General features: G+C 42.0%; 26 protein-coding genes. 7 read left to right on the top strand and 19 right to left on the bottom strand.

The features are described 5' to 3' along the window. Positions 1-17 precede the first annotated feature (17 nt). A complete protein-coding gene (locus IGI78_RS07390) occupies positions 18-1,172 on the top strand; it encodes a pyridoxal phosphate-dependent aminotransferase (protein ID WP_077453746.1) in 1,155 nt (384 codons plus the stop codon). A 134-nt stretch (positions 1,173-1,306) separates the two neighbouring features. Here the strand turns inward: IGI78_RS07390 and IGI78_RS07385 are convergent, their stop codons facing one another. Together IGI78_RS07385 and IGI78_RS07380 are read right to left on the bottom strand one after the other, a co-directional pair. After that, on the bottom strand, positions 1,307-2,014 hold the full coding sequence (locus tag IGI78_RS07385) for a DUF4811 domain-containing protein (RefSeq protein WP_081118960.1): 708 nt from the start codon (positions 2,012-2,014) through the stop codon (positions 1,307-1,309). Then, positions 2,011-3,489, bottom strand: a complete 1,479-nt coding sequence (locus tag IGI78_RS07380; RefSeq protein WP_081118959.1) for an MDR family MFS transporter — start codon at positions 3,487-3,489, stop codon at positions 2,011-2,013. Before IGI78_RS07380 ends, IGI78_RS07385 begins: the two co-directional genes overlap by 4 nt. 137 nt (positions 3,490-3,626) lie before the next feature. Here IGI78_RS07380 and IGI78_RS07375 point away from each other — a divergent pair, with 137 nt between their 5' ends. The 3 genes from IGI78_RS07375 (at position 3,627) to spxB (ending at position 6,839) form a co-directional block, all read left to right on the top strand. Further along, on the top strand, positions 3,627-4,112 hold the full coding sequence (locus IGI78_RS07375) for a MerR family transcriptional regulator (RefSeq protein ID WP_081118958.1): 486 nt from the start codon (positions 3,627-3,629) through the stop codon (positions 4,110-4,112). Positions 4,113-4,285: 173 nt separating this feature from the next. Continuing rightward, on the top strand, positions 4,286-4,978 hold the full coding sequence (locus IGI78_RS07370; protein WP_140966304.1) for an N-acetylmannosamine-6-phosphate 2-epimerase: 693 nt from the start codon (positions 4,286-4,288) through the stop codon (positions 4,976-4,978). A 127-nt stretch (positions 4,979-5,105) separates the two neighbouring features. Next, entirely contained in the window at positions 5,106-6,839 is a 1,734-nt protein-coding gene (spxB, locus tag IGI78_RS07365; RefSeq protein ID WP_140966305.1) for a pyruvate oxidase, read from the top strand. Positions 6,840-6,913: 74 nt separating this feature from the next. Here spxB and IGI78_RS07360 read toward each other — a convergent pair whose 3' ends face one another. Next, a complete protein-coding gene (locus IGI78_RS07360; protein ID WP_005236316.1) occupies positions 6,914-7,042 on the bottom strand; it encodes a hypothetical protein in 129 nt (42 codons plus the stop codon). A 411-nt stretch (positions 7,043-7,453) separates the two neighbouring features. On the opposite strand from IGI78_RS07360, the gene IGI78_RS07355 reads away from it, so the two are divergent. Next, positions 7,454-7,999, top strand: coding sequence for an NfeD family protein (locus tag IGI78_RS07355; RefSeq protein WP_195265843.1), 546 nt, complete (start codon positions 7,454-7,456; stop codon positions 7,997-7,999). A 25-nt stretch (positions 8,000-8,024) separates the two neighbouring features. After that, complete coding sequence (locus IGI78_RS07350) at positions 8,025-9,479, top strand: flotillin family protein (RefSeq protein WP_430618564.1); 1,455 nt, start codon at positions 8,025-8,027, stop codon at positions 9,477-9,479. A gap of 78 nt (positions 9,480-9,557) precedes the next feature. On the opposite strand, the gene IGI78_RS07345 is transcribed toward IGI78_RS07350, so the two are convergent. The 3 genes from IGI78_RS07345 to IGI78_RS07335 all read right to left on the bottom strand — a co-directional run bounded on the left by IGI78_RS07345 (position 9,558) and on the right by IGI78_RS07335 (position 11,884). Next, positions 9,558-10,127 carry a sugar O-acetyltransferase gene (locus IGI78_RS07345; RefSeq protein WP_195265840.1) on the bottom strand — a complete coding sequence of 190 codons (570 nt, stop codon included), beginning with the start codon at positions 10,125-10,127 and terminating at the stop codon, positions 9,558-9,560. A gap of 22 nt (positions 10,128-10,149) precedes the next feature. Beyond that, positions 10,150-10,662: a cyclophilin-like fold protein gene (locus tag IGI78_RS07340; protein WP_195265839.1), complete on the bottom strand. Its 513-nt coding sequence runs from the start codon at positions 10,660-10,662 to the stop codon at positions 10,150-10,152. A gap of 124 nt (positions 10,663-10,786) precedes the next feature. Beyond that, the gene (locus IGI78_RS07335; RefSeq protein WP_195265838.1) at positions 10,787-11,884 is read right to left on the bottom strand and encodes an alpha/beta hydrolase; all 1,098 of its coding nucleotides are present in this window, start codon (positions 11,882-11,884) and stop codon (positions 10,787-10,789) included. A gap of 207 nt (positions 11,885-12,091) precedes the next feature. Between IGI78_RS07335 and IGI78_RS07330 the strand changes: the two genes are divergently transcribed. Continuing rightward, positions 12,092-12,982 carry a LysR family transcriptional regulator gene (locus IGI78_RS07330; protein WP_086292492.1) on the top strand — a complete coding sequence of 297 codons (891 nt, stop codon included), beginning with the start codon at positions 12,092-12,094 and terminating at the stop codon, positions 12,980-12,982. Between the two features lie 296 nt (positions 12,983-13,278). On the opposite strand, the gene IGI78_RS07325 is transcribed toward IGI78_RS07330, so the two are convergent. The 13 genes from IGI78_RS07325 to IGI78_RS07265 all read right to left on the bottom strand — a co-directional run bounded on the left by IGI78_RS07325 (position 13,279) and on the right by IGI78_RS07265 (position 24,420). Next, positions 13,279-13,740 carry a DUF3788 family protein gene (locus IGI78_RS07325; protein WP_195265837.1) on the bottom strand — a complete coding sequence of 154 codons (462 nt, stop codon included), beginning with the start codon at positions 13,738-13,740 and terminating at the stop codon, positions 13,279-13,281. 48 nt (positions 13,741-13,788) lie between these two features. Then, on the bottom strand, positions 13,789-14,253 hold the full coding sequence (locus IGI78_RS07320; RefSeq protein WP_086292496.1) for a hypothetical protein: 465 nt from the start codon (positions 14,251-14,253) through the stop codon (positions 13,789-13,791). 59 nt (positions 14,254-14,312) lie between these two features. Then, the gene (locus tag IGI78_RS07315; protein WP_195265836.1) at positions 14,313-14,615 is read right to left on the bottom strand and encodes an antibiotic biosynthesis monooxygenase family protein; all 303 of its coding nucleotides are present in this window, start codon (positions 14,613-14,615) and stop codon (positions 14,313-14,315) included. 171 nt (positions 14,616-14,786) lie between these two features. Then, the gene (locus IGI78_RS07310) at positions 14,787-15,134 is read right to left on the bottom strand and encodes a hypothetical protein (protein WP_170924087.1); all 348 of its coding nucleotides are present in this window, start codon (positions 15,132-15,134) and stop codon (positions 14,787-14,789) included. Between the two features lie 281 nt (positions 15,135-15,415). Next, positions 15,416-16,399, bottom strand: coding sequence for a serine hydrolase domain-containing protein (locus tag IGI78_RS07305; protein ID WP_430618562.1), 984 nt, complete (start codon positions 16,397-16,399; stop codon positions 15,416-15,418). A 139-nt stretch (positions 16,400-16,538) separates the two neighbouring features. Further along, positions 16,539-17,075 carry a CDP-alcohol phosphatidyltransferase family protein gene (locus tag IGI78_RS07300; protein WP_195265834.1) on the bottom strand — a complete coding sequence of 179 codons (537 nt, stop codon included), beginning with the start codon at positions 17,073-17,075 and terminating at the stop codon, positions 16,539-16,541. Between the two features lie 134 nt (positions 17,076-17,209). Continuing rightward, entirely contained in the window at positions 17,210-17,902 is a 693-nt protein-coding gene (locus IGI78_RS07295; protein ID WP_086292506.1) for a M23 family metallopeptidase, read from the bottom strand. A 320-nt stretch (positions 17,903-18,222) separates the two neighbouring features. Continuing rightward, complete coding sequence (locus tag IGI78_RS07290; RefSeq protein ID WP_195265833.1) at positions 18,223-20,196, bottom strand: ABC transporter permease; 1,974 nt, start codon at positions 20,194-20,196, stop codon at positions 18,223-18,225. Positions 20,197-20,198: 2 nt separating this feature from the next. Continuing rightward, entirely contained in the window at positions 20,199-20,957 is a 759-nt protein-coding gene (locus IGI78_RS07285) for an ABC transporter ATP-binding protein (protein WP_096742593.1), read from the bottom strand. Between the two features lie 93 nt (positions 20,958-21,050). Continuing rightward, positions 21,051-22,034 (bottom strand): sensor histidine kinase, encoded by a 984-nt coding sequence (locus IGI78_RS07280; protein WP_096742592.1) that lies wholly within the window; start codon positions 22,032-22,034, stop codon positions 21,051-21,053. Beyond that, positions 22,027-22,719 carry a response regulator transcription factor gene (locus IGI78_RS07275; RefSeq protein WP_195265831.1) on the bottom strand — a complete coding sequence of 231 codons (693 nt, stop codon included), beginning with the start codon at positions 22,717-22,719 and terminating at the stop codon, positions 22,027-22,029. Before IGI78_RS07275 ends, IGI78_RS07280 begins: the two co-directional genes overlap by 8 nt. Positions 22,720-22,828: 109 nt before the next feature. Then, the gene (locus IGI78_RS07270) at positions 22,829-23,659 is read right to left on the bottom strand and encodes a prenyltransferase (protein WP_195265829.1); all 831 of its coding nucleotides are present in this window, start codon (positions 23,657-23,659) and stop codon (positions 22,829-22,831) included. A gap of 332 nt (positions 23,660-23,991) precedes the next feature. Continuing rightward, complete coding sequence (locus IGI78_RS07265) at positions 23,992-24,420, bottom strand: VOC family protein (protein ID WP_195265827.1); 429 nt, start codon at positions 24,418-24,420, stop codon at positions 23,992-23,994. Positions 24,421-24,450: the final 30 nt, after the last annotated feature.

Here is a 24,450-nt window from a genome sequence, read left to right as displayed (position 1 = left end):
AAATTGGAGATGACAAAATGAACCGTCCGTTGATTGCAGAACGTTTTTTACAACCAGAAGAAAATCTTTTAATGGAGATCGCCACTCTTGCGAAGAAAACCCCAAATTTGATTGATTTGTCGATTGGTGATCCTGATTTGATTACAGATGCGACAATCATTGAAGCAGCTTTTGCTGACGTCAAAGCGGGTCATACAAAATACACCGCTTCAGACGGCAGTGCTGATTTTATCCAAACTGTCGTTGATTTTTATCAAAAGCAATACCAGCTTACTTTTTCTCCTAGTCAAGTACGAGGAACTGTCGGTGCATTGCATGGCATGTACTTAGCTTTGGCTGCCATCATTGATCCTGGTGATGAAGTGATTATTCATGAACCGTACTTTTCGCCTTACAAACAACAAGTGGAACTAGTCGGTGGTGTGCCAGTCTTTATTCCGACCTTTGAAAAAGATGGCTTTCAAATCGATGTCGAAGTCTTAAAATCCGCCATCACTGAGAAAACTCGGGCGATCATTATCAATTCACCAAACAATCCTACTGGTGCTGTTTTTTCTCCAGAAACTTTTGAAAAAATCGCAGCAGTTGCCATTGAACATGACTTGCTGATCCTCTCAGATGAAGTCTATGAAGCCTTTTGCTTTGATGATACCTTTGTACCGATGGCAGCCTTCGCACCTGAGAACACCATCACTTTCAGCAGTTTCTCAAAAGCCTTTGCCATGACTGGCTGGCGGATCGGCTACATGATTGCACCTGAATCGATCAATCTTACGGCAAAACTGATCAATGAGGCGATCGCCTATTCGGCACCAACCCCTTCACAACGGGCAGGTATCTACGCATTGAATCACTATGATACCCTCGTGCCGCAAGTGGTTGCTGTCTTTAAGGAACGACTGACTTACATTGAACAACGGGTTGCTGAGATCCCCTTCCTTTCCTTATCTCCAGTCAAAGGAAGCATGTATGCCTTCATCAACATTGAACAAACGGGGTTGGACTCTGTCAGCTTTGTCGAGAAATTATTAAAGGAAACCAGTGTGCTGATGATTCCTGGGAAAGCCTTTGGAGAAACGACCGGCGATGGCTATGTTCGCTTAGCTGCCACCCAATCGTTGGACTTGTTAAAAGAAGCTTTCGACCGGATTGCCGCGTGCTCATTTGACTAAAGAAAATCCCACTCACTTCTAGTGTGTGGGATTTTTTTTGGTGGCAGCCGTTTTTCAAAAGTATCACGTTCCATATAAAAAAGGGACAGAAGAATCCGATTTGATTCTTCCATCCCATGACTATCTACTCGCTTTTACTTTTTTGCTTCTTCAAGCAATTTTGCCATCGCTTCTTTTTGATAAGCTTCTGTCAATTCAGCGATTTTTGCTTTTTGGGCTGCCTCATCCATAGTTGGATCAGCCATTAATGCAGCTTGCATTTTTTCTTGGACATACGCTTGTCCTTGTGTTTTCATGGTGTCCGCTTGTTCTTTCGCTAAAGAAGCCAGTTTTTTTGCTTGATCCACACTCAAGACTTCCCATGAATCTGGCAATGAGAACGTATTGGTACGGCTGACATATTGGCCATCGTTATCAGCGATTCCGAACAAGAAGCGTGATAGGTCACTTTTATAAACCCAGCGGGTCGTTTTTATTTCCAATTGAGCTGAATCAGCCCCTGTTTCCACGACATTGGTCACTTTATCAGTACCGGTTTGTTTTGGTTCCTCTTGATCAGCATCCGTTTTATACAGGTAGATTTTTTCCGTACCATCTCCTAATGGCTGATACAATAGCAAATCAAAATTCTCGTTATCGGCACTAGAAACCAGTGGGGTTGTTTTAGCAGTCGTTTCTTTTTCCATTCCAAAATGGTAAGTCAAATTGGCCATCAATGCGACGACACTAGCTACGAAGACGAGACCTAAGACCAATGATAAACCTGTTTGCCGCTTGTTTTTGGCAAAGACATTCAATACCGCAAATCCTAACACGCTAAGAACGATCAAAAGCAAGATCATTTGTCCGCACCTCCTTCAAGAACCGTCAATCGTGGTTCTTTTTTCTTTAAGGAGAAGGCGATCAAGAAACCTAAGAAACTAAAGACCGCTGCCACATAAAAGGCGGCATGGTAGCCGGATAAAGTCGCTTCGATTGCTTGGTCTTTGTAGGCCAAAGGCGTTTTATCCAACAAAGAATCACTTGGCAAATTGCCTTTAGTCACGTTTGTCAAGACACTGATCAAGATAGCCGTACCAATTGAGCTGGCTACTTGACGGAACGTATTGTTTACCGCGGTACCGTGACTGATCAAATGACCAGGTAAGGCATTCATTCCTGAAGTCGTTACTGGCATCATCACCATTGAGATCCCGAACATCCGAATCCCATAAAGAATAATGATATGCAAAATCGGTGTATCTTTTGTTAGGAAAGCAAATGGTAAGGTTGCAGCGGTCAAGATAAACATCCCGGTGATGGCTAAACGTTTTGCACCATACTTATCAAAGATCGCACCAGTGATCGGCATCATGATCCCCATGATCAGCGCACCTGGTAATAACATCAATCCTGAATGGAACGCTGATTCACCACGAATGTTTTGGATATACAATGGGAGAACCATTTCAGCACCGATCATCGCCATATTCGTGACCCCTGAAAGGATCGATGCCAAGGTAAAGGTCGTTGATTTGAACACGCGCAACTCTAAGAACGGATGCTCAATGTGCAATTGACGCCATGCAAAGAAAGCAATGAAAAAGACACCGGCTGCAAGAAAACCGATTACTTCAATACTGCCCCACCCTTTGTCACCGACGCTTGAAAAGCCATAGAGCAATGTACCAAAACCAAGCGTTGATAAAATCGCTGAGAACAGATCGATTTTCGGATGCGACAATTCAATCACACTCTTCATTAGAAAGAGCGCTAAGACTAAGACTAAAACGACGATCGGAATGACCATTCCGAACAAATAACGCCAGTCATAATGATCAATGATCCAACCAGATAACGTTGGGCCTAAGGCTGGTGCCAACCCGATAACGATTCCGGACATACCCATGGCTGAACCGCGTTTTTCTGGTGGGAAGATCGACAACATGATATTTTGCAAAAGCGGCATAGAGATCCCTACACCAGCAGCTTGCACTAAGCGACCAATCAATAATGTAGAAAAGTTTGGTGCAGCAAAACAAGCGATCGTTCCAGCCAGGAAGATGCTCATTGCCGTTAAGTAAAGATTTCTTGAGCTGAACTTATTGATCAGCCATGCGGTGATCGGGATCATGATCCCATTGACCAGCAAGAAACCGGTGGTTAGCCATTGGACATCAGATGCTGAGATGTCAAAGGCATCCATCAAGGTTGGAAAAGCCGTTGTTAACAATGTTTGGTTCAAAACAGTACAAAACGTACCGATCAGCAAAACCATAACCAGTAAGGAACGGTTGTAAGGTTTGCCATAGATATCTAAAGGACGACTCGTTGACATATTTCACACTCTTTTCAGTATATTTTTCATAAAACCTTCTTTACTTTAAATCTTTCCCTAACATTTGTCAACCTACTTGACATAAAAGTAAAACAAGTTACAATATTAACAAATACCTTTACAAGAATGGAGTCCGTATGTCTCATCTTTTTCGAAAACTCGTTGATAATGAAAACTTGTTGGTCGGCATCAGCGAACTTAGTCAAATGTGTGCTATCTCCCCTCGCCAATTGCGTTATTGGGAACAAAAAGGATTTATTCAATCGGTCCCACAAGAAGAAAATGCCCCACGAAAATACCGACTGCCCACGGTCGTCAAAGTGGAAATGATCAAAACGTTTTTAGATGAAGGCTTTACGTTAGCCAAGGCTGTAGAAAAAGCCGACAAAAAAATCAAGACCGCCCATCATATTCGCAAAGTGTTTTCTGGGGTTTTACAGAATTTAGAAGTCATCAATGAACGGTTTACGATCATCAGTCTGGGACCAGTAGACGAAGACGGAAAAATCCTCCATATCATTCACGATGAAGAAACAGAACGATTGCAATATGAAGTGTTGCCTGCTAATCAAACGATCGATTTTGAAAAGTTCAAGCAATGCACATCAAAACAAGCGGAATAAAGGATTCCCTATCCTCACCTCCTAATGAAGCAAGCAGCCTTGTGACAGTGCTTGCTTCTTTTTGGTGTTCGCTTTCCTTTTAAAGAAGGTGTCCTTTCATTTACAAGGAAAAAGCCTCATGATATAGTCGAAGGGAGAAACGAACCTTTACAAGAATGGGAAGTGTCATATATATGGAAAAAGAAGCTTTTATCCAACAAATCAAGGACGGAGTAATTGTTTCGTGTCAAGCCTTACCTGGAGAACCCTTATATACTGAAAACGGCGGAGTCATGCCCCTATTGGCAAAAGCGGCTCAAGAAGCCGGTGCTGTTGGCATTCGTGCCAATTCCGTTCGCGATATTCGTGAGATCCAAGCCGCTGTTGATCTGCCGATCATCGGAATCATCAAAAAAGACTATCCACCGGAAGAACCATTTATCACAGCAACCATCAAAGAGGTGCATGAATTAGCCGCTTTACATATTGCGGTGATCGCTTTGGACTGCACCTTGCGCAAACGTCATGATGGCTTGACGATCAATGCCTTTATCAAGCAAATCAAAGCTCTTTACCCCCATCAACTACTCATGGCAGATATCGCCACCTATGAGGAAGGCATCAATGCCTTTGAAGCGGGTGTTGATTTTGTTGGTACAACTTTGTCCGGCTATACGGCGAATAGTCCTACCAATGAGGAACCGGATTATCAGTTGATCCAGCAATTGGTTGCGGCGAAGGTTCCGGTGATAGCCGAAGGCAAGATTCATACGCCAGAGCAAGCAAAGAAAATCCACGAAATGGGTGTGACGGGTATCGTGGTTGGTGGTGCCATCACCCGACCAAAAGAGATCGCCAGTCGATTCGTGCAAGAGCTGCGCAACTGAGTCGTTCATTTCCTAAAATAAGCTTTTCTATGCGCCTTGTGACAGAAGGCGCATTCTTTGTTGTCTTTTTGAGAAACGTTTATACTTAAAAGAGAACGAATGACAACAGAGAAAGCGAGTGAAGAAAATGACAAAAATCAATGCTGGTACAGCAATGATCAAGGTTTTTGAAGCGTGGGGCATCGACCATATCTATGGAATCCCCGGTGGATCTTTCAACTCAACGATGGATGCTTTGTACCATGAACGGCAATCAGTCAAATATGTCCAAGTACGTCATGAAGAAGCGGGTGCGCTGGCAGCAGCGGCTGATGCTAAGCTAACGGGAAAAGTCGGTACGGTTTTTGGTTCTGCTGGTCCCGGTGCCACCCACTTGATCAATGGCTTATATGATGCTCAAATGGATAACGTGCCCGTCGTTGCCTTGTTAGGACAAGTAGCTTCGAGCTCGATGAACTACAATGATTTTCAAGAAATGAATGAAAATCCGATGTTCGCAGATGTCAGTATCTACAATCGCACGGTCATGTCCCCTGAAAGTTTGCCCCATGTGGTGGACGAAGCCATTAAAGCCGCCTACAAATTTAGAGGAGTCGCTGTGGTAACGATCCCGGTCGATTACGGGTTTGCAGAAATCGACGAACAGGAGATTTCAACCGCAAAAAATCATAAGACAGGTGTTCTCCAGCCGGATGAAGACGATTTACGAGCTGCTCTTCCTTATTTTGAACAAGCAAAAAAACCTGTCCTATATATCGGACAAGGTCTCTTTGGTCATTTTGATGCCATCGATGCTTTTTCTAAGCACTTCTCAATGCCTATCGCAGCTTCTGTCTTAGCCAAAGGCATCGTGCCTGATCTTTATGAAAACTTTCTTGGATTTGCCGGCCGGGTTGCGACAAAACCTGCCAATGAAGCTTTAGCAGAAGCTGATCTCATCGTGTTTGTCGGCAGTGACTTCCCTTTCGGACGCCGCTTTTTCAATCCTGATGCCAACTTTGTCCAAGTTGATATCGACGCCTCGAAATTTGGTCGTCGACATCAGACAGATGTCTCTGTTTTAGGAGATGGTGCAACCGCTCTTAGAAAATGGACAGAGATGGCTGCCCCTCGTCCTGCAGATGCTTGGATAAAAGCCAATCAAGAAAACGCTCGGAATTGGCATGCATGGCGTCATAGTTTTGACCATGATTCGCAAGAACCATTGCGTCCCGAACCTGTCTATCGAGAAATCAACCGTATCGCAGCTCCTGATGCCCTGTTTGTCACAGATGTCGGTAATGTGACCATTCACAGTATCCGTCATTTAGAAATGACAGGTGAACAGCGTTTCACAACGTCTGGCTGGTTTGCGACGATGGGCAATGGCGTACCTGGTGGGATCGCCGCTCAATTGAGCTATCCGGATCGTCAAGTATTCACCTTTAGTGGGGATGGCGGTTTCGCGATGCAAATGCAAGACATCATTACTCAAGTAAAATACAATTTGCCGATCATCAATGTGGTCTTTTCCAATGACTCATTTGGCTTCATTGAAGCGGAACAAGAAGATACCGAGCAAACCAAGTTCGGTGTGCAACTAGCCGGTGTTGATTTTGGTAAAGTTGGGGAAGCATTAGGTGCGAAAGGCTTTACGGTAACGAAGGAAGAAGAATTAGCGTCCGTCTTCACACAAGCAAAAGAAAGCCACGGACCCGTCGTGATCGATGTCAAGATCGCCAACGAACGACCTCTTCCTGTCGAAGAACTGAAACTGGATCCTAAGCGCTTCAGTGCTGAAGAAATCGCAGCGTTTAAAGCAAAATACCAAGTCCATGATTTGCCAGCTTTGAGTGAGTTGTACGTGGATTCTGAAGAATAAAAAAAAGAGAGAAAGACAGCAACCCTGTCCTTCTCTCTTTTTTATCGATCATTTCGTATTAATAATCTATCGCCCTACTTATTATAAATTTTCGGGCCTTTACGCATGTTTTTCCGATCGTTTTTTGGGGATTCCATCTTTTTTGAACGGCCGCCGCCTTGTTTTTTCTTGATTAGTTCTAACATTTTTTCTTTTTGATCCATCGATTCCACCTCTATTTCTTAGCAATACGATCTGTCGGTTGAAAAGAAGTGTCCCTGACTTCTTTTATGTTTGCGAACAACTACTTTATTTCGATTGGGTTAGAGAACAAAATCTGCCTCTTGATGTGTCTACAATCAGCAGTTAATTTTGACCTTTTTACTACCCTGATTTAATCTACTTTGATTTTCATTGTTTGTCAATGGTTGTTGAAAAAATCATGTGTATTTGTGGCCTCTCCTATCATAACAAACCCACCATTATTATATTATTTAATCAAATTATCTAAATATATGAAATATTTTTCTTATTTATTGGTATAATTATAATAGAATACCTATTCCGTTCTTTTCCTTCCCTCGTTCTTCTTCCGACTGTCTCTTAGCTTTCATTGTTCTTACAAATCACTTTATTTGAAAGGAGGTGGATATGTGCTGCACACTTATGCACCTGAGCAAATTTATTTGTATGTTTTGATTGGCTGTGCCATTTTGGCTTTTTTGCTGCTTCTGTTTGGCGATATCTTCGATTTCGATGGTCCAGTAGATCCAATGTTGATCATCCCATGGTTTGCCTTTACAAGCCTCTTCGGTTACTTAGGAGAAACTTTTCTGCCTGGCTATTCGCTCCTGCTTTTCGTCATTAGTGGCTGTCTTTCGACAGGGCTCGTTTTTCTCTTAAATTTTTACGTGCTGATTCCCATGCGGAATGCCGAAGCAACACTTTCGAGTTCTGAGAAAGACTTTGAAGGTCGCATCGCAACGGTGCTGACGCCTATCCCTTGTAAAGGAATGGGCGAAATTCAACTTACAAGTGTCACTGGTTCAAGTAATCGACCAGCTACGGCTTTCCAGCCGATCGATGAGCCATTAGCAGTAGGATCGAAGGTTTTGATTATTGAAGTCAAAGAACGCATTTGCTACGTCGTTCCTTACACAGAAAAATTTTTGAATCACTAAACAAAATCACAAAAGAGGTGTATCTATGAATATTATATTATCACCAATTGTTTTCCCAATCGCGATCGTGGCATTTATTTTGCTAATGCTTTTGATCGTCTTTGTCACGAAATATCAAACAGCCAAGCCCGATGAAGCGTTGATCATCAGCGGAAGCTATCTAGGTAGCAAAAATGTACACGCCGATGAGAGCAATAACAAAATCAAAATCGTGCGTGGTGGCGGAGCCTTTGTTTTGCCAGTATTTCAACGATCGAATCGAATCAGTTTGCTCTCCAGCAAGCTGGATGTCTCCACACCGGAAGTTTACACAGAACAAGGGGTTCCCGTGATGTGTGACGGGACTTCCATTATTAAGATTGGCTCATCCGTGGAAGAAATCGCAACAGCAGCAGAACAGTTTCTCGGAAAAACCCGGGAAGAATTGGAAAATGAAGCGCGAGAAGTCCTAGAAGGTCATCTGCGTTCGATCCTTGGTTCCATGACTGTAGAAGAAATCTATCAAAATCGTGACAAGTTCAGTCAAAGTGTGCAAGAAGTTGCCTCTGTCGATTTAGCAAAAATGGGCTTGATCATTGTCTCCTTTACGATCAAAGAAGTCCGCGATAAAAACGGCTATTTGGATTCTCTTGGAAAACCTAGAATCGCCCAAGTCAAACGGGATGCTGAAATTGCGGAAGCTGAAGCACTGAAAGAAACCCGCATCAAAAAAGCCCAATCGGAACAAGAATCGCAAACAGCGGAATCAAAACGCATGACGGAAATTGCTGAAGCGTTGAAGGAAAAAGAATTGAAACTGGCGCTTTATAAGAAAGAACAAGACATCGCCAAAGCCGATGCCGATCAAGCCTACCATCTACAAAGTGCCATCATGAAACAAAAAGTCCGAGAACAAGAGATTGAAGTCGAAGTCGTTGAACGACAAAAGCAAATCGAATTGGAAGAAAAAGAAATCTTACGTCGTGAGAAGCAATTTGATTCTGAGATCAAGAAAAAAGCTGATGCGGATCGTTATGCGCTTGAGCAAGAAGCATTAGCGAAAAAAGCGTCTGCGTTAGCAACCACTGAAGCCGAGCAATTCCGAACAGAGTCCCTGGCAAAAGCCGAAGCCGATAAAATTCGTTTGATTGGTTTGGTAGAAGCCGAGACCACTTTGGCGAAAGGAACGGCAGAAGCCGAAACGAAAGAAAAAATCGCCGAAGCCTTCAAGAAATATGATGAAGCAGCAATCCTTAGCATGATCGTTGAGATCATGCCGCAATTAGTCAAAGAAGCTGCCGCACCATTAGGCAATATCGATAAAATTTCAGTCGTTGATACAGGATCAGGTGAAGGCGGCGGTGCCAATCGTGTCACCAATTACGCCACCAATCTCTTGTCGACCACACAAGAAACATTGAAAGAAACCCTCGGTCTTGATGTGAAATCGTTGATCGAAAACTTCGCCGGTTCCAATACGGGCGAGCCACCTCAAGAATAAGAAAACTGCTGTTAGTCTTCATCGCTTCAAAAGCGACAAGGCGAACAGCAGTTTTTTTCTTACTCATTGCTATTATGCTTACTCAGTAACCTCTTTGACATATTTTGCAGGTACACCAGCCACGATCGTGCGCTCAGCGACATCTTTGGTCACCACTGCCCCAGCAGCAATAACCGCATGGTCACCGATCGTCACACCGGCAACGATCGTTGTATTTGAACCAATCCAGACATTCTTCCCAATCGTAATGGGTGCTGGATAAAGCGTGCTACGATCTTCAGGGTGAAGTCCATGATTCAAGGTAGCTAGAACAACGTTATGCCCAATTAGGGTACCATCACCGATCGTGATCCCTCCTTGGTCTTGAAAATGACAACCCGCATTGATAAATACATCTTTGCCAATGCTGATATTCTTGCCATAATCTGTATAAAAGGGTGGAAACAGCGAAAATGTCGGCTCAACTGGTTTTCCTGTCAATTGGGCAAAAAGTTCTTGTAACTCATCAGAATCATGGTAGACTGTATTGATTTTCATCGTGAGTTTTCTCGCCTCACCACTCAAAGTCACCATTTGTTTTGAAGCTTGCGAACCGGCAAGTAAGGGTTCGCCACTTGCCATGAGTTTGTTTAATTGATCGATCGTCATGTGTTTTACTCCTATTCATTCGTTATCCACGAGGATTTCTTAACGAAAACATAACCTCTACGTCTTCCGCTCCCAGTGCTTCGTTTAGCCCCACCGGATCCTCAATGACACCGATACGACTATAGCCACCATAAGAATTGGTGAAGGTCTGATAAAACAGCACCAACGTATGACTATTCCAGCTCATGATTTCTCCTTCGTGAATGATCTCCGGCCGTTCTGTAGTCATTTCTGGCAAATTCTCAGAAAAACGATAATATTTCTCGTTGTTGTTCAAGTCACTCATTGTCAACGTGAAGGGCATTTGATTCATGAGGTGTTCAGACGCCTCATTTTCATAGAACTTCGCTATAAAATCCTGTTGTCCAACCGTAATGACGACAGCTGTTGCTGATTCAATAATCGGTTGTTCCTGATCCTGACTTGCCTCAGAGGAAGTTTCGCTGGCAGACAGCGCATGCCTTTCCTCTATTCCACTTGACCCACAGGCACTTAGTAGGAGCAGCAAGACAGCAGGGATGAGTTTTATCAGCATGGCTTCGCTCCTTTCTGCTGATGATTCGATGTAGAAACGAGCAACTGAATGCGTAGTTTCAAAAAAACACGACTGCTCAGCAGAAGAAAGATGAGCGAACAGTCGTGAAGACCGTTGTGACTATTTAGTTCAAATGTTCTTGGAAGAATTCGGTCATTTGGTCAAAAGGAATCACATCTGTTTGGTCATATAGATCAACATGCGAAGCATTAGGAATGACCGTCAGCTCTTTGTTATCGCCTTGTAATTGCTCAAAGGCGTCTTGACTGAAGTAAAGTGAGTGGGCTTCTTCTCCATGAAGCAATAAAACGGCGCTTTGGATCTCATCGATATACGACAAGAGCGGCATATTTAAGAACGACAGTGATGATATCACGTTCCAACCGTCATTGGAATTTAACGAACGTTCATGATAGCCTCGTTCTGTTTTGTAATAATCAAAGTAATCCTGCATAAAGACAGGCGCATCTTCTGGCAGTGTATCTGGTACCCCACCTGCTCGTTCGTAGCTGCCATTGGCAAAATCGACTGTCCGCTGGGCGTTCAGCTGCTGGCGCAATTCATGGCGCCCTTCAGCTCCCATTTCATCAAAATACCCTTGAGCATTGACTCTCGACATATCATACATGGTGGCCGAAACCGTCGCTTTCACACGGGTATCGATGGCTGCGGTATTCAATGCCATCCCGCCCCAACCACAAATTCCAATCAAACCAATTCTTTCTTCATCTACATTTTCTTGGACCGATAGAAAATCGACTGCTGCTTGGAAGTCTTCTGTATTAATGTCTGGGGAAGCCACATAGCGTGGTTCGCCACTGCTTTCACCTGTATAGGACGGATCAAAAGCGATCGTAACAAAACCACGCTCTGCCATCATTTGAGCATATAGACCAGATGCCTGCTCTTTGACTGCTCCAAAAGGTCCGCTAACGGCGATTGCTGGAAGTGGTCCTTGTGCATCAATTGGTTCATAAAGATCAGCAACTAAAGTGATGCCGTAGCGATTCTGGAAAGTTACTTTTCGGTGATTCACCGTATCACTTTCCGGGAAGACTTTATCCCATTCATCTGTAAATGATACATTTTCTGTCATCGTTTCTCCTCCTGAACTGGCTTGCGGCTCTTCATTCGTCTCCTCATTATTGCTGCTACAAGCACCTAAAACCAACGGTGCCAGCACAACTAAAGACACAAGGGCCTTCTTTTGCCATTTTTTCATTTCATTCGCCTTCTTTCTCGGTCAACTATCCTGTACCTTAGGGCGATCCTCCAATTTTCCTCAACTGATCAAGGTGTGAATTATCACTTTTTCTTGATTGAGCTATTTTTGGATAAACCTATTGTACTTGCAGCATCTTTCTATGTAAAATACTAATATCAAATACCTAACTATTCATATAAAGCATAGAAAAAGGAGTATAGACCTATGGAATTAAAAAATTTAACCACCTTTCTAGCAGTTGCAGAAAAAGAGACAATTTCGGCTGCCGCAAAACATCTGCATCTCTCTCAACCATCCCTGTCACGACAGTTAATGGACTTAGAAAAAGAATTAGGCGTGACGTTGTTCACCCGAGGCAATCGCAAAATCACACTAACAGAAGACGGACTGTTGTTTCGTAAACGGGCGGAAGAAATCGTAGAATTATTAGAAAAGACCCGCTCAGAATTTTTGTCGCCTCGAGATACGATTGCGGGCAACGTGTCGATCGGTGCTGGAGAAACCTACGTGATCCAGCTATTGGGAAAAATCATCAAGGAGATTCAAGTTGAATACCCTAACATCAAATTTCACTTTTATAGCGGCAACGCCGATGAGGTCAAAGAACGATTGGATAAAGGATTGTTGGATTTTGGCGTCGTAATCAGCCCCGTCGACGTCAAAAAATACGATTCCTTGCGCTTGCCTGCCAAAGATATTTGGGGCGTGTTGATGCGAAAAGACAGTCCGCTAGCTGTCAAAGAAGTCATTACTCCAAAAGATCTCTGGGACGTTCCCCTAATTACTTCTCGACAAAGTCTGGTCAGCAGTGAACTTTCTAAATGGTTGAAAAAAGACCTGAAAAAATTGACGGTCGTCGCCACATATAACCTTGTTTACAATGCATCAAAGCTGGTAGAAGAAGGTGTCGGCTACGGCTTGACCCTGGATAAATTAGTCAACTTCGCCCCTGACAGTCCTTTATGTTTTAGAAAATTGAGTCCTACATTGGAATCAAACCTTGATGTCATCTGGAAAAACACCCAAGTTTTTTCAAAGGCTTCTGGACTTTTCTTGGAGCGGATGAAGGAACAGTTTTCCGAGGACAGTTATTGAAAAATAAAAAACTAGGTGCTTCATCTTTTGACATGAAACACCTAGTTTTTCTTTATTAAATGAGATGATTTATTAGTTAAAATCAGTTAAGGCATTTTCTCTCTTGAACTTGGACGTCTTTTTCCATCTGCAGAAATAGATAAAAAATAGTCTACGCCCTTTAAATCACAGTTGCTTATCACGGATTCCCCAAAAGTTATTGCACTTTCCGATAGCTATGGGTAAAAAATATACAAAATTCCTTAGTTTTTAAGAACGACAAATATAAGAATTTTATTTTCTCGAATGAAAATTGCCTAAATAGAATGCTTTCGAAACTCAGCGATTTGGTAAATATCATTCAAAGGACTATCACTAGCTACATGAAAAATCACAGAAAAAAACTTCATTTTCGTGCCATTGGTCGGCGCCTTATAAATGGCTTCTTTTGTCTCTTCACTGATTGGTAAAGACAATAACTGTGTTCGGACTTTCTCGCTAAAGTGAAAGGAAACTTTGAAAAAACCCTCCCACAACGAGAGCCAAAAAATCGGTTTCACTTTATTCGTCCCACGAGTCGTTGTCCATTTGTATTCGCCTTTGGATAACCACGCTTTTCCATCTTGGTAATAGCGCCAATCCATAAGAGAGATGCCCTCGTTTTTAATAGTTTCGACAAAACGTTGATAAATAGTATATCCTTCACTCAGTGCTTCAGCAATCAGCTGCTCTGTTGGTTTCACGTTTTTGTCTCGAAACAATTGCTTTTTGCCTTCCATCCTTCTACTCAACTCCTTTGCGCTTCGTTTTTTAAGGTTTTCGCTACGTTACAATTTAATCTTATTGATATCATCAGTGATGATCCAATCATCCATATTTTTTTCACGATTGTACTGAAATGGTGTTATTTCTTCTAATTCAGCGATTTCATAGACCGCTAGATACTTTTTCCCTGCCCAACGATCGACTTGTTTTTTCGATAAATTCAACTCTTTTTCATAGCGTTTTACAAAATCTATGGATTCTTCTTTCGTCATCTTTTCAGATTCAATCACGTTGGCAATGATGCCCCGATGAGTGATGGTCAAATCGCCGCCGGTCTTCACAAAATAAACAAGATCGTTGATTTTGGCTCTTCCTCCTAATGGTGATTTTCTTCCAGCTGCCCCCCGAATGATCATTGTTTTGTCACCTTGAATCAGTTTCTCAAGCTCTTTGGCTTCCTTATTTAAATAGACCAAATGTTCTGCCCGACCGGCTTTTCCTTGATACCATTCTGCTGTCTTTGTCATAAGAAGTTCCTCTTTTCATATGAATTGTTTTTTGCGCTGTTTATTCCATGGTGGCTAAGTTATTTGAACGTTTTTTCAATCGTATATAGGTGAGAGCGGCAACTATTTAAATTGATGAACGAATAAAACTTTTGTGCAAAGGCATTTGGCGTGTCGCATCGGGCAAATGCTTCCGCATCTTCTTTCGTTTCGAACTTGGTGATGTCCGCCCAAATTTCTCCATCTACGAATAATTCAAAAGAAAGGTACCCTCTTTGTTTGGAAATATATTCACGGTTTAATTGTTCAACGACTCGAACAAATTCTGCTGTTGAAACACCCTTTTTTAATTTGTATGAGTTATGAAAAGCAACCTGTGCCATCGTGTTCCCCTCCTTTCTGATTCCCTCAAGAAATAGAGCGCTTAAAAAACGAATAGTTGTCGATTCAACCTTCAAATGACTTTTTAACGTCCTGTTGTATTTCCACTTGTAATCTCTAGACAGTTGCAACAAAAAGTCCGTTCAATTGGAGAGCCTTCGATACTGAATCGATCACCCAACAACTTCCCCCAATAGCTTGTCGTGGGGAACGATCAAACATTTCTCCATTGCTTTCCAATAACTTTCATACAACCTTTTTTGAGCTTTGCCATAGTTTTCTTCGGTATCAAATTCCCAATAGTGGGCATATTTCACACATTTTATGACTCTTGTCAATGGATCAGGCAGGCGCCCTTCCTTGATGGTGCTCATTTCTTTAATGTAGTGGGTTCGTTTCATTAATCGAAAGAACATAGCTCCCTCCATGACCTTCATTGCCTCTGTTGCTTCTTGCATGATTGCTTCAAAGGTATCGACTTCACTTGGTTTCACTTGATAGATACTGATTTCTGAAAACACTCCTACCGCTCCTTTCGCTTGTGATTTTCTTCTCAATTATAGTATACCAAGTTTACGACGGTGATTGTTTGGTCATTTTATTCATTTCTTATTTATCTTCCGTTTATTATTCATTTAGCCACCTATATGTGGTACCAAATTGCTAGATTATAAATTCATAAAACGAGTAGCCAATTTTTCTCAATAGGTCTCTGCTTGTCGCGATCAAGAAAGGATTCTTAAAACTGTTACCTACAAAAGCAGTCGGCTTATGACAGCGGACTGCTTTTACTTATTGCTCGTTATTGAAATAGAAATGGTTTAAGATCTGTCTCGATAAAGTCGATTCGATCAAAGACAGTTGGCTTAAAATAAGCCGTAATGGCGATAACAATCTCTGATTTGGGATCGATGTAAAGGACATTTCCACTATTGCCGATGGCGGCATAGGTGCTTTTCTCAGTATCCAAAATCCACCACAAATATCCATAACTCATGTTTTGAAATTTCTCGATGTTTGTCTCTAGCGGATTGACCATTTCAGTGATCCATTGTGAGGAAATCACTTGTTTTCCTTGATGGATGCCATGGTTCAAGCATAGCTCACCGATTTTGGCTAAATCTTTTGCTGAAAGACAAAGCCCGTAACCTGCAGTGCCAATATTTAAAGGATCGCAAAACCAAACTGGTTTTTTTGGTGCCTTGTCCATCGTAAAGTGCTTATGCTCCTCTGCCGTTTCCGCATAATAACTGGTCATTTCGCCTACACCAAGAGGTCGAAATAAATAATGGTTCGCATAATCAACAGTCGTCATTCCAGAAGCTTTCGCTAACAAACCAGTGAGGATCTGCAGACAAACGGTTTGATAATTGAATTCATTTGTCACTCCTTTTCTTCCTCCCAATAAATCAAGCGAGGCGCTGGTCCAGTCGTCACTCGAGCAAACCTTTGTCCATGGATCACCTTTGCATTTATACGGGGCTTGCATCGTTAATAGGTGTTTGATGGTAATATCGTAAATCGTTTTTTCGCCCCGTTTTACTTGATAGTCTAGAAAATAATCGAGTACTTTGTCATTGACACTCCTGATGAGGCCTTGATCGATCGCTATCCCGACTAGTAGAGAAACGATACTTTTCGTAGCGGACATAAGATGGCAAGTGTCCTCTGGCTTATACTCATGCCATTCATCCGAGTAAACTTCCTTTCCATTTTGGTAGGCAGAAATTTGGCAAATATTGGGCTGGTTTTTACTGATACATGCATGCAGTTCTTGTCTATTCATTTGTAAGCCTCCTTCAAAGATAAGCATAAGGCCATTAAAAATGGTTTTCAATGTTATTTTTAAAATTGTTTTTAACGAATCTTTTAAAAGACTGTTAGCTTTGAATAAGCAAAAAAAGGCCCTCAATGATAGAGGTACCTTACTTAAAGCTTTCGAATATCGATTTTTGATTTCTATCCAGATTTTTTGAGAGGATCGTTATCAGCAATTCTTCTAATGCAGAAATAGTGGCGATGATCCCCAAAATCAAGACAACAATTTTTTCATGGAACATGATGAGCAACAACGGGAAAATACATAAAAGAAATCCGACTACTTTGTTGAGCCATGTATGCAGACTGCTAAAAGACCGATATTTTACATAGCCAATCAGATAACTGACGAAACGGATGATAGCGATCATCAAGATCCAAACCATGATTGCTTGGGTTTCCAGAAGCCGTGGTAGTAAAGAAAGAAAAACGGCGAGAAAAAAGCTGACATCTGCGAAACTGTCTAGTAAGGCACCGACCTCACTGGTGAGCTTCATCCTTCTTGCAAGTAGCCCATCGACGAGGTCACTTAAAAAACAATAAGAATAAAGCAGCCAAAACCAGCCAGACATTGGCTGAAGGAATAGTAAAAATGGTGCTAGAATCAGTCGAGAAGTGGTAAGAATATTGGGTAATTGCTTCATTTGTTTCCCCCAGAGATACATTTTCTGAATACCTAAGATTGTTGCAAATTTTTTAAAGAAGCTCAGAAACGTTTACATGTTCTTTCTTCTAATCATTTCGGCGATGCCCCCTATGAATGTTTCACAGCTTGTCCCTAATGCTCCTGCAAAAATCTTATCCGTTCTGTACTATCTGGCATCTGATTCCAAACCTTTATCCATCGTCCTTCTCGGTAAACCTCGTATTCTTCGAAACAACAAGGAAGCCCTTTTGCATGAGCGATATCACTGGTGTCCATCACTTGAAAATGCAGATGAGGCGAAGTCGAATTTCCTGAATGGCCGACGTTTCCGATCACCATCCCTTTGGTGATGTTTTGTCCTACGGAAACAGTGACAGATCCTTTTTGCAGATGGACAAATGCCATATAAACGCCCTCAGAAGCTTTTATCACAATGTAGTTGCCAGCTATTTGTTGATAATCATCTTTGTGTTCATTATAAAACAAACCATTTTTTACAGCGATCGAAAAGTCTCTGATCCAGTGAACGATTTTCCGTTCCCGATAGCCATCTCTTGCAACAATTACTTCGCCATCACAAGGTGCATAGATTTTTTCGCCCCAACAATAACAGCTCTCCAGCGGAACCCCTAAGAAGAAATAGCGCAGAAAGCTTCGATCATGAAAAGCCTTGGTTTTCCCCTCAAAATTAACTTGTAAAAAATCAAAGGCATAACGCAACCCCATTCGATCGGTACCATGGCTAGGAATCTTTTCGGCTGGTGTAGTCGGCGCAAGCCACTCACCTCTTAAGGGGAATCCAATGGTTATCGGCTGCTCTTTCATAGGGCTTTCTCCTTTTTGGATCACATGATCCCTTTTATTTGGAAATGACTATCATCCGCACGGCACTCTACACCTGCGCTTTACTCCTTTTCACTATAGGTCACCTAAGGCTTTTTTTCAACTCTAAAAAAGTGGGCTAACGGGTGTGTTATCAAAAAAACACCTCAATCATGTAGCAATTCCAAAATGTTAGACCAAAAATTCTAACTTTTGAGCGTCGCTTCACGAATGAGGTGTTCTTACATTTTATTTTTGTAGCTCCTGTCGGTGACGGCTAATCCATCCAGCTATCATCTGACAAAATAGCGTTTGTCCATCTTCTACTGTTTGCGCTCCACCAATCGATAGTAGACCCTTGCGGTGATGAAATACACCAGCAGATAAATCATTGTAAACAATAGGACAGAAATAATCGATACCGTAATCAATAAGTTGCGATCTGTTAGACCAAAAAGAAGCAACAACTTCTGAATCATCGGAAAAGCAAACGCCAAATGGATGATCGCAGCAGCCAAAGGAAACGAGAAGATCATCAAGACTTGCTGCTGGATCACTTGTTTGACTTCCTTATGGCTTAAGCCAACTTTTTGCAAGATCTCGAAACGTTCTTTGTCCTCCATTCCTTCGGAGACTTGTTTATAATAAATGATCAACGCGGCAGCTAAAATAAAGATCACACCAAAAATCAAGCCTAAGAAGAAAAAACCACCAGTAAAGGTTTTTGTCTCATCTTCAAAAAGATCTTTTGACTGAACGCTCGCATGAGCATCTGCTGCCAGAAGTTCGCTGCGAATCTCTTTTGCGATGATTTCACGATCGCTTGCTTCTGCTGTTTGAAAATTGAAGACTGTTGTTGTTACTGGTTGCTGGTAAAGCTGGAAATCTTCGTTTTGATACCAAGAGCTTAGCTTTTCGGCAAGCCACTGATCATCCGCCACGAGAACAAGATGCTGAACGGGGTTTTCTGTTTTCGTGAATGTTGGCAGTTCTTTCAATTCCCGCAAGCGAAATTGACGATCATCGATTGTGGCCTTTTCTGGTAATGCTTGTTGGGTCCAGGTTGCGGGAAAAACGAATAATTCATCTTCAGCAGGTCCTGTTTTCCCGGTGATTTCATGGTATTCAGAACTGGTAAGAAAAATAAGATACACAACTTTATCTAAGCTACCGCTATTTTCTTCAAAAGTGGTTGAGGGAACAAAATTTGGTTCCTCAAAGGTAAAAAGCAACGGTCTTGTTGTAGTGACTTGTTGGCGCTCTTTGATCGTTAGCTTCTCTTCAAGTCCATCAATCGCTGTGTTGATTTGCTGGGAATCAGCTGCTGATTCAATTTGAACATCGTACGGATAACGGGTTTCGATCACATTCTTTTGTCCAAAATAAAGACTGGCGGTCGTAGCAACGGTCACTAACACCATCGTTGATAAGATACAGATACTCGCTAAACCAGCCGCATTTTGTTTCATCCGATACAACATGGTAGAGACATTGATAAAATGGTTCGTTTGATAATAATAGGTCGTTCGTTTTCTTAAAAACTGCAATGCTTTGATACTGCCAGAAATAAACAACAGATAGGTGGCTAAAATCACGAGGATAACTGCGACAAAGAAGAGGCCTAAGGCACTGATGGGCGACTTGATTGTCACAGAAATCGTATATCCTGCCACTAAACAAAGGACACCCAAAAGTGCTAAAATGCCTTTCGCACGAGGCTCTTTTTCATTACGTTTGCTTCCCTGTAGCAGTTGAAGTGGGTTGGTTTTGCGTACTTGCAACAGGTCAAATAAAAATAAACACCCAAAGATGAATATAAAATACAGGATCACCAAGCCAATACTCTCAAATGACAGTTTGAAGACAAAGAACTCGCCTACGGCTAATATTTTCTTCAAAATCAAAAATCCTAATCGTGCAAACAATAAGCCACTGATCAATCCGGCGGCAAGGCTAATGAGAAAACTGTAAAAGAGTTCCCAAAAAACCACGAAGGCTATCTCGCGTTTTCCTAGCCCCAAAACATTGTAGAGACCAAATTCTTTTTTTCGCTGCTTGATCAAAAAGTTATTGGTGTAAAAGGAAAAGATCGCCGCAAAAATCATGAGGATGATATTTCCTAAACGAAACATGAAGATGGCGCTTTGACTACTAGGAAGTTCTCTCATTCCCGGATTGTTTACGATGATTTGCGTCATCATCAAAACAGCCACCAAGAAACTCATGGACAATAAAAAGGGTGTGTAAGCTTTGGCATTTTTACGCAAATTGGAGAAGGCGATTTTTTGAAAGAACATCGTTACTCCTCCTTTGCAAAGACAGCAGTCATTGTTTCGGCGATTGCTTCTAGAAAAGCGGTATTGCTGCGATCCCCTCGATACAGCTGGTGAAACACATACCCGTCTTTGATAAACAAGACGCGTTGTGCGCGACTGGCTGCGATCGAACTGTGAGTGACCATCACGATCGTCTGTCCATTTTGATTGATCTGTTGAAATAATGTCAGCAGTTGATCAGAGGTTTTCGAATCCAGCGCTCCGGTTGGCTCATCTGCTAAAAGCAGTTCTGGTTTTGTGATGATCGCTCGTGCGACGGCGACCCGTTGCTTTTGTCCGCCAGACAATTCATACGGATAGTGCTGCAATAAATCGGCGATCCCTAAAGTTTGTACGATGGGCTGAAGCTGCTTTTCCATTTGTTTGACGGAAACTTTCGATAAAACTAATGGCAACAAAATATTGTCCTTTACCGAAAAGGTGTCCAACAAATTAAAGTCTTGAAAAACAAAGCCTAAGTGATCCCGTCGAAAACTCGCTGCGTCTTTTTCTTTGATCGTGGTCAAATCGATGCCATCCAGCTGCATTTCACCCGCTGTCGGTTGGTCTAACGTTGCCATCAAGTTCAGCAGCGTACTCTTTCCCGAACCTGATTCCCCCATGATAGCGACATATTCCCCCTCTTCTACCATAAAGGTAATATTTTTCAACGCTTCAACGGGTTGTCCGTTCAGCTGACTTTGATAGATTTTTTTTACTTGTTGAATGTTTAAAAGTGTCATCTTGTTCCCTCCTTCCTTTTTAGAATAAGCTGACTGGCAGAAAAAAGCGACTTACAATAAAAACCGCAAACTTACAGTGTTGAAAGTTTGCGGCTATCGGTTATTTGTGGTGGGAAAATGAAGCGTGACGATGGTTCCCTGTCCTACTTCAGAATCAATCGCTAAACGGCAGCCGATTTTTTCAGCCGCTTGTTGACTCATATATAAGCCTAGCCCGCTCGCTCGTTGCTGAAAGCGACCATTTTGTCCCGTATATCCTTTCTCAAAAACCCTTGGCAAGTCTTCCTTACGAATACCAATGCCGCTATCTTGAATCACCAAGGCATTGTCTTTAGTGAAAACAGTGATGCCACCGGTTTCGGTATACTTCAAGCTGTTGAAAAGAACCTGTTCAAAAATAAAAACGAGCCACTTTCGATCAGATGTCACCGTCAAATCCACCGCCATGTCCAGTTGCAGATTCTTTTTCGAGAAAAACAAGGCATACTTTTTGATCGTTTGACGAACGAGGGGCGCTAAAGCAATCGACTCAAAGACAAAATCTTCATTCGCTAAATTTTGTCGCAAATAATTCAACATCATTTGCAAGTAATCATTCACCTTAAATAATTCCGCTTTGACCTCCGTCGGTGACAACGAATCGCTTTGGACCAAAAGATCCAGCGCAGCTAGAGGCGTTTTGATTTGATGAAGCCACAAGCCGAAATCTTCATAAATTTCTTCATTTTTTAACGCTGCCTTGTAATCAGAAGTGGTTTTTTCTCTTGCCAATTGTTTAAGAAGGGCTTGGTATTCGTCTTCTAAGCGATTTCGAGTGGCAGGCAAGAACGCCAACGCCGCTTCCGTCATACGTTCTTTTCTTAATAAATGCTGCAGCTGCTTTCTTTTTTGTGCGTAACGAAAATAATGAAAAAGGGAAAGTCCCCCTAAGATCACCCCTGAAAAGACCACATAGTCAATGAAGGGCTCCAACGAAAGGCTGTGGAGAAAGAATAGCCCAAATAGGCCCGCACTAAACAGCAGGTAAACGAGATAAAACTTTCCATAAAGGACGAAATATTCTTTCACGTTAGTCATAGGCCTGTTCCTTTTCGATCAAATACCCTTTATTCTTTACCGTCTGGATCAAATCGGATAGTTCGATCTGGCTTAATTTTTTTCGCAAGCGGGTCATATTGACCGCTAATGTGTTATTATCGATGAATTCTTCACTATTCCAGAGCATTTCAATGATGGTCTCTTTGGCTACGATCTTCCCTCGATGCTGCAAAAGCAAGGAAAGAATCCGAGCTTCATTTGGAGACAGCGGCAACTGTTCCCCCTGTTTTTTTAATACATTTTCTGTGGGATAAAAGGTTACTTGCCCTATCTCAAAGGTCAGCGCTTGTTGGTGGCTATACTGATAGCTGCGCCGCAGCAATGCTTGGATTTTTGCCAAAACGAAGGCTAAATCAAAGGGTTTTGTTAAATAATCATCCGCCCCCATGTTCATTGCCATGATCTGATTCATCTGTTGATCCATCGACGAAAGGAAAATGATCGGCACTTCTGACGTCTTGCGAATTTCTTGGCACCAATGATACCCGTTGTAATAAGGCAGCGAAATATCTAAAAGAACGAGATCCGGTTTGATCTCATGAAATTCTTGCAAGATACTAGCAAAATTCTTCGCCGAAACACATTCGTACCCCCACTGCTGCAAATATTCTGCTAAAACAGAGACGATCGTTGCATCATCTTCAACAAGATATATTTTTTGCATGTCTTTCTCCCCTCTGTTGTTTAATCAACTGCTTCTTTACAGACAGTGTACCAGAAAAGAAAAAGAATCGTCTAGATGGGGGGAAAACTTTCAAAGGGCTGTTTTTTCCTCAATCCTCTGCCAATCGAGCAAGGATTTCTTGGTAACGCTGTGTAGCAAAGGGACTGATTTGTCCTTTTTTACAAAAATTCAGTTTCCCCAGTTTTGGTACGACCCGTTCTACGATGACATTGCCATTTTGAACTTTTGATTCAAACTGCTGCAAAGCCTCCAAAAACCGTGCGTCTTTTCTGGCAGCAGGATAAAAAGACAAGACATACAGATAATAAAAAAGATTGTACCCTCTAAAGGGATATTCTGTCTGCATAAATAATGTGCCCATCCCATAATGACAAGGACTGATTGGCTGCCGGATCTCCCAATGAGCAAGCAAAAATTCGATTGCTTGCTTAAGCGTTTCCATCTGCTCACGATCATGAGTATATCGAAAGGCATCAAGGACCGTTAACGTCGTCATTGGAGTAGAAAAGTGGGTCTCCGGTCCGCGACCAAAACTATACTTATTACACTTCCAGCCGCCATCTGCTTCCTGAGTAGCAAGAAAATAGTGAAAGGTCTGTTGCAGCCGCTGGTCCCTTGCGTAACCAAGAGCACACAGCGTTCGCAAAGCCAGCGCTGTATGACAAGGATAGATACCCCCTGATGGCGAAATTTTAAATCTGCCATCTTCTCTCCATCCTTGAAAGATCAATGCAGCTGTCTCTTTTAATAAGTTTTCCTCATGTGACATACCAAGTTCCAGTAAATAATGAGGACACTCTAAGGTTGTAAAGGGTGCTCCTTTTAGTAATTTATGGTCTGGCGTCGACCATAAATCGGCACCATGATCATATTGATGGGAAATGATTGCTTCGATGTCTTGCTGAACCCTCTGATCCATATTCATCTTCCTCCATCTCTTAAGTGTCCTGCGATCAACGCAACAATCCTTATTGACCCACAGTGCAACAGCTTCTAGAATGATAAAATCGACGTTTTTCAACACATGAGTTAGATTTTCATCTTCGAATTGTCCAAATGAATTTTAGAAATCAAATAGTTTTTTCCAAACGGACGTACTTTAAAAAAAGAGTGTTCTAGTTTTCCTGATAACCGGTTCGAAAAAAGTTTGTCTCTGATATCGCATGGTCATCCGAACCTATAATGAAAGATCACCTGAATAAGAACACGCTCATGCAACAAGTTCATGCCACGCTCTTTTAGTTTAAGGAATCAGGCATAATGAAATAGTTCAAAACGAATGCCTTCTGCGCTTTCAAAGAATAAGGCATAGTAGTTAGGGGCGATGCGCTCTTTGTACTCCATTGGTCGATCGTGAAGGATCTTTACCCCTAAAGCTTTTATTTTGGGAAAGACCGCATCTACTACTTCGCGGCTTTCCGCCCTAAACGCTATGTGCTGAACAGAGCCAGGTTTTCTTGAATCGATTTTCTCGTTCTTCCATTCTTTTCTTGGGGAACAAATGCCGAAATCAAATGAATCCCCTATATATTCTACTACTTCCATCTCGGCATGTTCTAAATACCCAGAATATTTCTTCTGAAGGTCGAAACCTAATAGTGCAAATAATTGGTCATAAAAGCCTTCTGCTTTTTTTACATCATTGACTGTGATTTGGATATGGTGAAACTGAATGCTCATAATCGCTCCTTTCTGGCTAACCAAATAAGT

The sequence above is a fragment of the Enterococcus sp. DIV1767 genome, from assembly GCF_050542585.1.
GTDB classification, from domain to species: domain Bacteria; phylum Bacillota; class Bacilli; order Lactobacillales; family Enterococcaceae; genus Enterococcus_D; species Enterococcus_D innesii.
Note: the sequence above shows the minus strand (reverse complement) of the source record. Positions and strands in the feature narration are given on the sequence as shown.